At 62.3% G+C, this 12,295-nt stretch carries 12 protein-coding genes; 8 read left to right on the top strand and 4 right to left on the bottom strand.

From position 1 onward, the window contains the following. Positions 1 to 2: 2 nt before the first annotated feature. The 5 genes from IE123_RS07935 (at position 3) to IE123_RS07915 (ending at position 4,583) form a co-directional block, all read left to right on the top strand. Entirely contained in the window at positions 3 to 737 is a 735-nt protein-coding gene (locus tag IE123_RS07935) for a DUF3413 domain-containing protein (protein WP_189516868.1), read from the top strand. Continuing rightward, positions 734 to 1,543: a glycosyltransferase family 2 protein gene (locus tag IE123_RS07930; RefSeq protein WP_189516866.1), complete on the top strand. Its 810-nt coding sequence runs from the start codon at positions 734 to 736 to the stop codon at positions 1,541 to 1,543. The genes IE123_RS07935 and IE123_RS07930 overlap by 4 nt, the downstream gene beginning before the upstream one ends. 126 nt (positions 1,544 to 1,669) lie before the next feature. Further along, positions 1,670 to 2,710: a glycosyltransferase family 4 protein gene (locus IE123_RS07925; RefSeq protein WP_189516864.1), complete on the top strand. Its 1,041-nt coding sequence runs from the start codon at positions 1,670 to 1,672 to the stop codon at positions 2,708 to 2,710. 86 nt (positions 2,711 to 2,796) lie between these two features. Then, on the top strand, positions 2,797 to 3,900 hold the full coding sequence (gene ddlA / locus IE123_RS07920; protein ID WP_189516862.1) for a D-alanine--D-alanine ligase: 1,104 nt from the start codon (positions 2,797 to 2,799) through the stop codon (positions 3,898 to 3,900). Between the two features lie 95 nt (positions 3,901 to 3,995). Next, complete coding sequence (locus IE123_RS07915) at positions 3,996 to 4,583, top strand: LysE family translocator (RefSeq protein ID WP_189516860.1); 588 nt, start codon at positions 3,996 to 3,998, stop codon at positions 4,581 to 4,583. 31 nt (positions 4,584 to 4,614) lie between these two features. Here IE123_RS07915 and waaF read toward each other — a convergent pair whose 3' ends face one another. Together waaF and rfaD are read right to left on the bottom strand one after the other, a co-directional pair. Next, on the bottom strand, positions 4,615 to 5,634 hold the full coding sequence (gene waaF / locus IE123_RS07910) for a lipopolysaccharide heptosyltransferase II (protein ID WP_268246940.1): 1,020 nt from the start codon (positions 5,632 to 5,634) through the stop codon (positions 4,615 to 4,617). After that, positions 5,631 to 6,590 carry an ADP-glyceromanno-heptose 6-epimerase gene (rfaD, locus tag IE123_RS07905; RefSeq protein WP_189516858.1) on the bottom strand — a complete coding sequence of 320 codons (960 nt, stop codon included), beginning with the start codon at positions 6,588 to 6,590 and terminating at the stop codon, positions 5,631 to 5,633. The genes waaF and rfaD overlap by 4 nt, the downstream gene beginning before the upstream one ends. A gap of 164 nt (positions 6,591 to 6,754) precedes the next feature. Here rfaD and glyQ point away from each other — a divergent pair, with 164 nt between their 5' ends. The 3 genes from glyQ to IE123_RS07890 are packed head-to-tail and all read left to right on the top strand — an operon-like array spanning position 6,755 to position 10,367. Further along, on the top strand, positions 6,755 to 7,717 hold the full coding sequence (gene glyQ, locus IE123_RS07900; RefSeq protein ID WP_189516856.1) for a glycine--tRNA ligase subunit alpha: 963 nt from the start codon (positions 6,755 to 6,757) through the stop codon (positions 7,715 to 7,717). Beyond that, positions 7,717 to 9,831: a glycine--tRNA ligase subunit beta gene (gene glyS / locus IE123_RS07895; protein ID WP_229819661.1), complete on the top strand. Its 2,115-nt coding sequence runs from the start codon at positions 7,717 to 7,719 to the stop codon at positions 9,829 to 9,831. Before glyQ ends, glyS begins: the two co-directional genes overlap by 1 nt. Further along, entirely contained in the window at positions 9,828 to 10,367 is a 540-nt protein-coding gene (locus IE123_RS07890; RefSeq protein ID WP_189516854.1) for a GNAT family N-acetyltransferase, read from the top strand. The genes glyS and IE123_RS07890 overlap by 4 nt, the downstream gene beginning before the upstream one ends. Before the next feature lie 108 nt (positions 10,368 to 10,475). Here the strand turns inward: IE123_RS07890 and IE123_RS07885 are convergent, their stop codons facing one another. Continuing rightward, the gene (locus tag IE123_RS07885; RefSeq protein WP_189516852.1) at positions 10,476 to 11,978 is read right to left on the bottom strand and encodes a sodium:solute symporter family protein; all 1,503 of its coding nucleotides are present in this window, start codon (positions 11,976 to 11,978) and stop codon (positions 10,476 to 10,478) included. Between the two features lie 2 nt (positions 11,979 to 11,980). Beyond that, positions 11,981 to 12,289 (bottom strand): hypothetical protein, encoded by a 309-nt coding sequence (locus IE123_RS07880; RefSeq protein WP_189516850.1) that lies wholly within the window; start codon positions 12,287 to 12,289, stop codon positions 11,981 to 11,983. Between the last annotated feature and the right edge of the window lie 6 nt (positions 12,290 to 12,295).

The following is a 12,295-nucleotide window of genomic DNA, read 5'->3' as shown; positions in this document are numbered from 1 at the left end:
TCATGCCTCGTTCAAGTGAAGATTCCCTGCGCTTTCGACTGCGCGCTACCGCCTTTTTTGCCCTCTTCAACCTGGCATTCGTCTGGCTGCTCTCGCTGCGCTATCTGCCGATGGTCCAGATGCCTCAGGAGCCGCTGGGCATCGTCTGGCTGGTCTGCGCCTGGCTGGGCGGCTTTGGCACGCTGGCCGTGGTGCTATGGCTACTGCCGGCACTGCTGTCGCTCTTTTTGAAGCGGCGCATGCTGATCTGGCCGTGCGCTGTGCTGGGCACACTGGGGCTGAGCGCGATCTGGATGGATACCCAGATCTTCAGTGCCACCGGTGAACATCTGGTGGATCTGTCCGGCGATGACAAGCCCGCGCTGTCCACCATGCAGTGGGCCATCACCGGTGGCGTTGTCATCCTGATCGCACTGATCGAGCTATGGCTCTCCTGGCGCATCCTGGCGCGCGCACGGCGCATCACGTTCCCGGTCTGGAGTCTGGTGCTTCTGATGCCGGTACTGCTGATTGCCAGCGTCGGCATCGATATTGCCACCGATGCCGATCAGACTGCCGCGCTGCATTCTTCAGCCGCCGACAGCCAGGCACTCATGGGCGAGCCGGCAACGCCGGTCCCCGAGGCCCGTGAGGCCGCCACCCTGCGTGACCAGAACGATGGCCCGGCCATTGATGACAGCGTTGACCCGACAACCCGTGATACCAGCACCCCGGATAGCGCCGAGGGGCAGCCATGAGCATGGCAGCGAGCGCACGCACGCCGATCACCGGTGTGGTGATCACGCTCAACGAAGCGGCGAACATCGAGGCCTGCCTGGCCTCGCTGGGACGGGTGTGTGATGAGCTGATCGTGGTGGACTCGGGCTCCAGTGATGACACCTGCGCCCGTGCCCGGGCCGTGGGTGCCCGGGTGATCGAGCAGCCCTATCTCGGCGATGGTCCGCAGAAAAACGTGGGGCCGAAGGCCGCCACCCATCGCTGGGTACTGTCGCTGGACGCCGATGAGCGCCTGACCGACGAGGCCGTGGCGGCCCTGCAGGCGCTGCCACTGGACACCACCGACCATGACGCCTTTGCCCTGCGCCGGCGCAATTTCATTGGCTCACGCTGGGTGAAGCGCTGCGGCTGGTATCCCGATTATTGCCTCCGGCTTTTTGACCGCGAGCGCACGGCCTTTTCCGAGTCGCGTCAGCATTCGAGCGTTCAGGCACAGCATCCCGCGCGCCTGGAAGCCGATATTGAGCACTATTCCTTTGCCAATCTGGCCGAGCTGTTCACCAAGGCCGGCGGGCGCTTCTCTAGCCGCGCCGCCAAGATCATGTATCTGAAGGGCAAGAAAGTGAACGCCTGCTCACCGTTGATTCACGGTGCCAACGCCTTCGTTCGCAAATATCTGTTTCAGCGGGGTTTTATGGCGGGGCTGGATGGCCTGTCAGTCTCGCTGTCGGCAGGCGTCAACGCCTACCTGAAATATGCAAAGCTTCTGGAATTTCAGCGCGACCCGCAGGTGCGTGAGCGCGAGGACTTCAACCAGGTCTGGTAGTTTTCCTTCCCGGCGTCGAGGGCCGGAATACCCCTGTCGGCGCCGCCCTGTTGCATCATCACTGGCCCTGCTGCCCCTTCATGCGCCACCCTTGGCCCATCGATTCCTTTACAGGTGAGTGATTCCTTGCATATCTGTCACGTCAATCTGGCGCGAAACTTTCGCGGCGGCGAACGCCAGACCCAGCTGCTGATCGAGCAGCTGGCCGCCCACGACATCACTCAGACGCTGGTGTGTCGCCAGGACTCCCCCCTGCGCCAGGCACTGTCCGATGTCGAAGATCTGGGCATTGTGACTGCCGATCAGATGTGGGCCGGCCACCGGCGCATGCCGCCGGTGGATCTGGTCCATGCCCATGAGGCCCGCGCCGTTCACTGGGCCTGGCTGCATGCAAAACTTCATGACACGCCCTACATTCTGACCCGTCGCGTGCCGCAGCCGGTCAAGAACAAGTGGTTCAATCGTCGGACCTACGGGGGCGCGGCCACGGCGGTGGCGATTTCCTCGCCCATCGAGGCGCACCTCAAGGCGCGCCACTGGTGTCCGGTCACGCGCATCCCCAGTGCCCTGTCGCACTTTACCCGCAACATGACCGTGGTCGAGACGCTGCGCCATCGCTTTGAAGGACGCTATGTGATCGGTCATGTGGGTGCACTGGTGGATCGTCACAAGGGGCAGAGCCTGATCATCGAGACCGCGCGCCGACTGGCCGACACCCATCCCGACATCGTGTTCCTGATGCTGGGCAGCGGCGAGGACGAAGCGCGCTTCAAGCGTGAAAGCGAGGGACTCGACAACGTGGTCTGGGAAGGCTTTCAGTCCAACGTGGGCGACTACCTTGCCGCGATGGACCTGTTCGTCTTCCCTTCGCGCAACGAGGGCCTGGGCTCGACGCTGCTGGATGTCATGGATGCCGAGGTGCCGATCATTGCCAGCAACGTGGACGGCATTCCCGATATCGTCATCGATGATGACAGCGGCGTGCTGATTGCGCCCAATGATGCCAATGCCCTGCATGACGCCGTGCTGGCGCTCAAGGACGACCCCGCCCGCGGCGCGCGCCTGACCCGCGGAGCGTGCCAGCGCCTTGAAGCCTTTACCCCCGAAAGCATGGCAAGTCACTACCGCATTCTGTATGCGCAGCTTTTGGGTAACACGGACAGATAACTTCGCGCAGGCGGAACACGCACAGCAGTGCATGAACGTGGCATCATGCGCGCATTATTGAAGACGCAGGCCTATCGGGAGTGGTCATGGAAAAAATCAGGGTTGGGGTCATCTTTGGCGGCAAGTCGGCCGAGCATGAGGTATCGCTGCAGTCTGCCCGCAATATCGTTGACGCCCTGGATCGCGAACGCTTTGATGTCACGCTGATCGGCATCGACAAAAAGGGGCAGTGGCACGTCAATGACGCCGATCGCTACCTGGACAATGCCGATGACCCTGCACGTATTGCCCTGCATCACTCACAGCGTGATCTGGCCGTCATGCCCGGGCGCGAGCGCGCCCAGCTGATCGAGCCCGATCAGCAAGGGGCCCTTGAGCAGCTGGATGTGGTCTTCCCCATCGTGCACGGCACGCTTGGAGAAGACGGCTCGCTGCAGGGGCTTTTGCGCATGGCCAACCTGCCCTTTGTCGGCAGCGGTGTGCTGGGCTCAGCGGTGAGCATGGACAAGGATGTCACCAAGCGTCTGCTGCGCGATGCAGGCCTTGCCGTGGCCCCCTTTGTCACCTTCACCCGCAGGAGCGCGGCCAGCGCCGACTTTGACACCCTGCACGAAGAGCTGGGCACGCCGCTGTTTGTCAAACCGGCCAACCAGGGCTCCTCGGTGGGCGTCAGTCGGGTGACCAGCGCCCAGGAGCTTCGCAAGGCGCTGGATCTGGCGCTCTCATTTGACCACAAGGTGCTGGTCGAATCCGCCATCAAGGGGCGCGAGATCGAATGCGCGATTCTCGGCAATGATGATCCCAGGGCGAGTGTATGCGGCGAGGTCGTGATCAACGATGACGGTTTCTACTCCTACGACACCAAGTACATCAACGACGCTGGTGCCGCCGTGGCCGTACCGGCCGATATCGACGCCACCGTCAGCGACGAGATTCGCCGTATTGCCCTTAGCGCCTTCAGAACCCTTGAATGCGCGGGCCTGGCACGCGTGGACGTGTTCCTCACGTCGGACAACCGGGTGATCATCAATGAGGTCAACACCCTGCCCGGCTTTACCCGCATCAGCATGTATCCAAAGCTCTGGCAGGCCAGCGGCTTGAGTTACCCGGCGCTGGTCACGCGCCTGATCGAGCTGGCCCTTGAGCGCCATGCCGGTGATCAGGCCCTGGACAGTGACCGCCACGACTGACGCGCAGATCAACGCAGCTCGGCCCCGCCCAGGGGCCATCAAAGGAGGCGGCCCTGGATATCACCTACTGGGGGCTTTTTCTGGGCGCGGCGCTGATGATCAATCTGACGCCGGGACCGGACATGCTTTATCTCATGGCCAAAAGCGCCAGCGGGGGGCGCCGTGAAGGGCTGGCGGCCGGCGCAGGCCTCTGGTGCGGTGCCATGGTGCACGTGCTGGCGGCGGCACTCGGGTTGTCGGCCATTGTCATGGCGTCTGCCTCGGCCTTCACCATCATCAAGGTGGTGGGGGCGCTTTATCTCTTCCATCTCGGCGTGCAGGCGATACGCAGCGCCGGCAGCCAGTTTCAGCCGCCCACCGCCGGCGTGCGTTCGACCGGTGCGTGGGGCGCCTTTCGCCAGGGCGTGCTGGTGGATCTGTTAAACCCCAAGACGGCGCTTTTTTTCATGGCCTTTCTGCCGCAGTTCGTGAGACCTGATGCAGGTCCGGTTGCAACGCAGCTGCTGCTTCTGGGCACATTGACGGTGGCCGTGGCGATCCCGATCGAGATCGCCATTATCCTGGGGAGCGCGCGATTGTCGAGCTGGCTGCGCCGGCGACAGCGCCTGGCGCAGTGGATGGATCGTCTCATGGGCACCGTCTTCATCGCCCTGGGCGCCCGGCTGCTGGCCATCAGCCGCTGACGGCGGGTCAGTCAGTCAGTCAGTCAGTCAGTCAGTCAAGGGCCAGCGTCTCGATGACCTGCGAGGGCGCAAGATCGTTGAGACAGCGCGTATGCCCCAGCGGACAGGTGCGCTCAAAGCACGGCGAACAGGACAGATTGAGCCAGTGGATATCCCGCGCCGCCGTCAGGGGTGGGGTGTAATTGGGCGTGGAGGAACCGTAGATCGCCTGCACATGGGTGCCGACGGCGGCGGCCACGTGCATCAGCCCCGAGTCGTTGCTGACTGCCTGCTCACAGGCGCCCAGCAGATCGACGGCGTCCGTCAGCGTGGTCTGACCACACAGATTGATCGCTCCCTCGAGCCCCTGACTGATCGCTTCCCCGGCGTCACGATCCTTTGGTCCGCCCAGTACGATGACCTGATAGCCGCGCTTGATGACCGCCTCGGCGACCTGGCGAAAATACGCCAGCGGCCACTGCTTGGCCGGGCCGTATTCGGCACCCGGCATCATGGCAATCAGCGGTCGATCCAGCCCGTGTTCCTGCCTGAGGACCTGCTGACGGGCAGTGTCCACCTGCAGATGCGGCTCGGGAATGGCGTCTGACGTGCCCTCGACCGGCAATCCCAGCGCGACAAAGCGCTTGACGGTCTGATCCAGCACCGCCTTGTCGAGCGCTCGCCGCTCGGTCAGTACCACGTAGCGCTGCTCGCCGGTAAAGCCGACTCGCCGGGGAATGCCGGCAAAAAACGGCACCAGCGCCGACTTGAGCGAACGCGGCAGCACGATCGCCCGATCATATTCCCCCTTCAGCGAACGCCCCAGTCGCCAGCGCGTACGCAGTCCGGTCTCACCGTGGCCGGTCTCCAGCACGATGGCGCGGCGCACCTGCGGCATGCGATCCAGCATCGGCGCCGACCACTTCGGTCCCATGACATCGATCACACAGTCGGGATCATGTGTTTTCAGCGTTATGAAAAGACTTTGCGCCATGACCATGTCACCGACCCATGAGGGGCCGACGACCAGAATGCGCTCGCCCTGGGCACTGCCTTGTGACGAATCACTCACGAACCGTGGTTCCCGGTCACGCCAAGTGCGTGCATGTAGTCACGAACGCCCCGGGCCAGGCCACGGAACTCGCGGTCATAGCCCGCCTCACGCAGTCGCGTGATATCGGCGCAGGTATAGCTCTGATAGCGCCCCTTGAGATGCTCGGGGAAATCGATGTAATCGATCTCGCCGCGTCCGGTCATCTCGATCACGGTCTCGGCAATCGTCCTGAAGGGCTCGGCGCGCCCGGTGCCCAGATTAAAGATGCCGGATTTATCCGGGTTATCGAGAAACCACAGGTTTACATCCACCACGTCATCGACATGGATGAAGTCCCGGCTCTGCATGCCGGCCTCATAGCCGTCGTATGCGCCAAACAGCTTTGGATTTTCGCCGCTCATGACCTGGGTGTAGTGGTGGAAAGCAACGCTTGCCATCGAGCCCTTGTGCTGCTCGCGCGGGCCATAGACGTTGAAGTAGCGAAAGCCCACCACCTGGGTGGTCAGCTGTTCCCAGCGCGCCCGCACGTACTGATCGAACAACAGCTTGGAATAGCCATACACGTTAAGCGGTTTTTCATGCTCGCGTGCTTCCACGAAGACTTCACTGCCGCCGTAGGTCGCCGCCGAGGAGGCATAGAGAAAGGGGATCTGGTGAATCTGGCAGTACTCCAGCAGCACCTTCGAGTACTCGAAATTGTTCTCCAGCATGTACCTGCCGTTCCACTCGGTGGTGGCCGAACAGGCGCCCTCGTGGAAGATGGCCTCGATGCGCGGCAGGCGAGCGTCGCGCCGCACCCGCTCAAGGAAATCATCCTTGTCGAGATAGTCCTGGATCTGGCAGTCGGCCAGATTGCGAAACTTCGTGCCATCGGTCATGTCGTCAACGACAACAATATCCTCGCGGCCGCGTGCATTGAGTGCCTTGACCAGATTGGCGCCAATAAAGCCGGCCCCGCCGGTAACGACGATCATGAAACGTACTCCTGCAATGAGTTCGTGAGGCGACGATTCCGGAGCGCTGTCCCGAACGGCCGCTGGTGTCACAGGGTAGACAACCTGACGCAGCCCTATAACCCGCATGGCGCTGATTGTATACTTGTGGGCTATTGAATTCATGGGCCAACGGTGGTTCCCCGATGACGGTTTCATCCACGAGTGCGTCAACGCCAGACGTGAAAACCTTTCAGGGCCTGATTCTGGCCCTGCAACAGTATTGGGCGCAGCAGGGCTGCGTCATCATGCAGCCGCTGGACATGGAGGTCGGTGCCGGTACCTTTCATCCGGCGACCTTCCTGCGTGCCATCGGCCCGGAGTCCTGGAACTCGGCCTACGTACAGCCCTCGCGTCGTCCGACCGACGGGCGCTATGGCGAAAACCCCAATCGCCTGCAGCACTACTATCAGTTCCAGGTCGTGATGAAGCCCTCACCGGAGAACTTCCAGGAACTCTATCTGGGCTCGCTGGCGCATCTGGGGCTTGATCCGCTCATTCATGACATCCGCTTTGTCGAGGACAACTGGGAATCGCCCACGCTGGGTGCCTGGGGACTGGGCTGGGAAATCTGGCTCAACGGCATGGAAGTCACCCAGTTCACCTATTTCCAGCAGGCCGGCGGCATCGAGTGCTACCCGGTCATGGGCGAGCTGACCTACGGGCTTGAGCGCATCGCCATGTATCTGCAGGACGTCGACAGCGTCTATGACCTGGTCTGGACGCGTGCGCCGGATGGCTCGGTAGTCACCTATGGTGATGTCTATCTGCAAAACGAGCGCGAGCAGTCGACCTACAACTTTGAGCACGCCGACGTGCCCACGCTCTTTGCCGATTTCGATCATTTTGAACGTGATTGCCGGGCGCTGCTGGAGGCCAACCTGCCGCTGCCGGCATATGAAAAGACCCTCAAGGCCTCGCACACCTTCAACCTGCTCGATGCCCGTCACGCCATCTCGGTGACCGAACGTCAGCGCTATATCCTGCGCGTACGTACGCTGGCCCGCGACGTGGCCCACGCCTATTACGCCTCGCGCGAAGCAGCCGGTTTCCCGCTGGCCTCGCATGAACTGCGCGCTGAAATCATTGGTCAAAAGGAAGCGAACTGATGGCTTTTGACAACACATCGGCCCTTGACGACATGGCTTCCACCCGAACGCTTCTGATCGAGCTGGGCTGTGAAGAGCTGCCCCCGAGCGCGCTGGCCGAGCTGGTCGACGCGCTTGCCCTGAGCGTCAAGAACGGTCTGCTTGATGCCGGCGTCCAGTACGGTGAAGTGCTGCCGCTGGCTACCCCGCGTCGCCTGGCCGTGAGCATTACTCGCCTTGCCGAGTACCAGCCCGACCAAGAGATCGAGCGTCTTGGGCCGGCCGTGGCGGCGGCCTTTGACAAGGAAGGCAACCCCACGAAGGCCGCCCAGGGCTTTGCCGGCTCGCTGGGCCTTGAGGTGAGTGCGCTTTCGCGCATCGAGACCGACAAGGGCGAGCGTCTGGGCCATCGCTACACGCAGCCGGGAGAGGCCACCACCGCGCTTCTGCCCGGGATCGTGCGTCGCGCCGTGGACGGCCTGCCGGTACCCAAGCGCATGCGCTGGGGCGCCTCGCGCGTGGAATTCTCCCGACCGGTGCACTGGCTGGTGATGCTCTATGGCAGCGAGGTTGTCCCCTGTGAACTGCTGGGGCTTGAATCCGGGCGCACCACCCGCGGCCACCGCTTCCATTACAACCAGTCAATCGAGCTCTCCCATGCCGATGAGTATCTGGCAAAGCTCGAAAGCCCGGGTTACGTCATTGCCGACATGGTCAAGCGGCGCAGCCTGATCGTCGAGCAGATCCGCGAACAGGCCCGTGCGCTCAATGCCACGGCCGTGATCGAGGACGCGCTGCTGGATGAGGTCACGGGTCTGGTGGAATGGCCGGTGGCGCTGACCGGGCGCTTTGACGAGCGCTTTCTGGAAGTGCCGGCGGAGTGTCTGATCTCGTCGATGAAGGCCAACCAGAAGTACTTCCACCTGCTTGATGAGCAGGAGAAGCTGATCCCGGCGTTCATCACCATCAGCAATATCGAAAGCCGTGATCCGCGTCAGGTGATCGAAGGCAACGAGCGTGTCATTCGCCCGCGTCTGGCCGATGCCGCGTTCTTTTTTGAGACCGACCGCAAACGGCCACTGGTCGCGCGTGTCGAGCAGCTGTCCGGCGTGGTCTTCCAGCAGCAGCTGGGCACGATTGCCGACAAGAGCGAACGTGTCGGCGTGCTGGCCCGGGCCATTGCCGAGCAGCTGGGTGGCAGCGGTGATCAGGCCGCACGTGCGGCAACGCTTGCCAAGTGTGACCTGGTCACCGAGATGGTGCTCGAGTTCCCCGAGCTTCAGGGCATCATGGGCGCCTACTACGCCCGCTTTGACGGTGAAGACGAGGCCGTGGCCAGCGCGATCTATCAGCAGTATCTGCCGCGCTTTGCCGGCGATGACATCCCCGACACCGTGACCGGCCAGGCACTCGCCATTGCCGACCGCCTCGATACACTGACCGGTATCTTCGGTATCGGTCAGCGACCCACCGGTACCCGTGACCCCTTTGCCCTGCGTCGCGCCGCCATTGGCGTGCTCAGCATCATGGTCAGGGCCGGGCTGGATCTCGACCTGCGCGAACTGCTGACCACGGCCGCCGGTCAGCACGGCAGCGTCAACGACGTGCCGACGCTGGTCGATGAGGTGCAGGACTACATGCTTGACCGCTTCCGTGCCTGGGCGCTGGAAGCCGGCATGAGCGCCGAGACCTATCTGGCCGTACGGGCCCGACCCATCACCCATCCCTTTGACTTCGAGCGTCGTCTGCGTGCGGTACACGCCTTCACCCATCGTGATGAGGCCCAGGCACTGGCCGCCGCCAACAAGCGTGTGGCCAATATTCTCGCCAAGCAGCAGGGTGATGTCCCGGCCGCGGTCGATGCCGCCCATCTTGCCGAGCCGGCCGAAAAGGCCCTGCATGAGGCCGTCATGGCCAAGCGCGAGGAAACCGCGCCACTGATCGACGAGCGCGACTACGCCCGGGCGCTGGACGCCCTGGCCGAGCTCAAGGCACCGGTCGATGACTTCTTTGATCAGGTCATGGTCATGAGTGATGACGAAGCGCTGCGGCGTAACCGTCTGGCGCTGCTGGCCGGGCTTCAGGGGCTCTTCCTTGAAGTCGCCGATATTGCATTGCTGGGACAATCGTCATGAGCCAGATTCGTTTTCGCATCGCCACGCCTGACGACGTCCAGGCGCTGGTAAGCCTTGTGACCTCGGCCTATCGCGGCGAGTCCAGCCGTACCGGCTGGACCACCGAAGCGGACCTGCTTGACGGCGAGCGCCTTGCTCCCGAAGTACTGCTTGCCGACATCAAGCGCCCCGGCAGTTACGTCATCATTGCCGAGCGACCGGGAGACAGCACCCACGAACTGGTGGCCTGTGCCCACGTGGCCGAGGACAACGGTGCCGGCTATTTCGGCATGTTTGCCGTGCGTCCCTGGCTACAGGGCCACGGCATCGGTCAGGCAGTACTGGCGGAAGCCGAGCGCGTGGTGAGCGAGGAGCTGGGTCTGGAACGGCTGCGCATGACGGTCATCGATGTGCGCCTGGAGTTGATCGCCTGGTATGAGCGCCGCGGTTATCAGCGCACCGGTGAATACCAGCCCTTCCCCTACGGCGATACGCGCTTTGGCACGCCAAGGCGTGACGACCTGCGCTTCGCGGTGCTGGAGAAGGCCCTCGCCTGACACAGGATCGCAAGGATGCATGATACGCCCCTGTTTCATGTGAAACAGGGGCAAACGGGCAGACCGGTGACACCGGTCTGCCCGTTTTTTCAGGGGTGTCCTGCCCTTTCAGCTGTAACGAAAGCCGATCACCTCACGGGCATGCTCACGCGCCGCCGTGCCGGCACCGGACAGCAGCGTGCCGATTACACAGATACCCAGATTGAGTACCAGCCCCCACAGCCCGCTGTAAACGCCCAGCGGGCGATAGCCCATGAAGGTGAAGACGCCCGCCAGCGCGGCACCGGCCAGCATGCCGGCAAACACCGCCCGGCTGTTGAGCCGCGTCCAGTAAAGCCCCAGGATCATGGCCGGACCGACCTGAATGAGCACCTCGAACTTGAGCACGAAGATCTGATAGAGCGTGGCCGGCGGATACCAGGCAATCACGATCAGAATCGCCACTGCCACCAGCCCCACCAGCTTGCCGGCCAGCACCTTTTGATACTCGCTGGCTTCGGGCCTGATATAGCGCCCGTACAGGTCGTTGGAGATGATCGAGGAAAAGGTCAAAAGTACCGAATCCGCGGTCGAGACGATCGCCGCAATTACCCCGCCAAAGAGCAGCACCATCGCCCAGTAGAAAAACGCGTTCTGATTGGCGAGTGCATTGGCCATCATGCCCACCAGCTGTTCGGACTGCGCAGTGGAAAGATCCGGAAAGGCCGAGATACCGATAATGCCGACCATGAAGACAACGCCTGCGGTCAGAAACGGCATATAGGCCATGCGAATAAAGGAGCGCTTGAGCGTGGCCTCACTTTTTGCCGAGAAGATGCGCTGTACCGCATGGGGATAGATCGCTGCGCCAATGCCCACCAGCACCAGCAGACTGAACCAGCGGGTCAGCCCGGCACCGTCGGGCGGGTTGAGCTTTTCGGGGGCAGTGGCCTGCATGTGAGCCGCCGCCGAGGGCAGACCGCCAAAGTAATACAGCGAGCCGATCAGAAGGGTAAACACGCCAAAGAGCAGTGCCAACCCCTGAATGGTGTCGGTATAGGCCACCGAGCGCATGCCGCCCAGCCAGCTGTAGGCCACCATGATGATAATGAAAAAGATCACCCCGACCTGATACGGGATGGTGCCACCGGTCAGCCCCGACACGCCCTGCCCGATCGCCACGAACTGCTCGAGCAGATAGTTGGCCAGCCCATAGAGCATCAGGATGGCGGCAAGAATACTGACGCTTTTGGAGCGAAAGCGCAGCTCGATCCAGTCCACCGGGGTCAACAGTGAAAAGCGCCGACCCAGCGCATAAAGGCGCGGCGCAAAGAAGAGATACACCATGATGATCATGATAAAAAACGGCACCGACACCAGATACTCATAGCCCATGCGGTAGGCCGTGGGCGGGTAGCCGATGACCGTATTGCCGCTGTACTGGGTGGCAAAGAAGGTGAAAAAGAGCACCATGACGCCCAGACCACGGCCACCCAGATAGTACTCATCAAGGCTTTCGCGCATGCCACGATTGCGCAGGAAGGCAAAAAGCCCCACGCCCAGCATCAATACGCCATACAGAACGAGCACGAAGATTCCCGACCACCCACTGAACGCCAGTTCGACTTCCATGCTTAGGCCTCCCCGTCACGGCGTGCGCCGCGGCCGTGCTCATCGCCGTTCTCTTTGCCAGCGCCGCCCTCTTTTCCAGAGTCATAGCGCTCATCGCTGTCGGTGCGCCACTGCGTTTGAATCGTCCAGGTAATAAAGATCGAAAGTCCAAGCGAGGCCGCCAGAATGATCAGCGCCCACAATGGGATGCCCATGATCAGCGTCGAGCCGGCGTCAGCGGCGAAGTACCAGGGATTGATCAGTGCAAAGAGCACGATAAAACCGATCCAGACCCGCTTTTTGCGAACCGGCTCCGATATCCGGGGTGTCATGAGGCT

This window comes from Kushneria pakistanensis, from assembly GCF_014652795.1.
Classification (GTDB): domain Bacteria; phylum Pseudomonadota; class Gammaproteobacteria; order Pseudomonadales; family Halomonadaceae; genus Kushneria; species Kushneria pakistanensis.
Note: the sequence above shows the minus strand (reverse complement) of the source record. Positions and strands in the feature narration are given on the sequence as shown.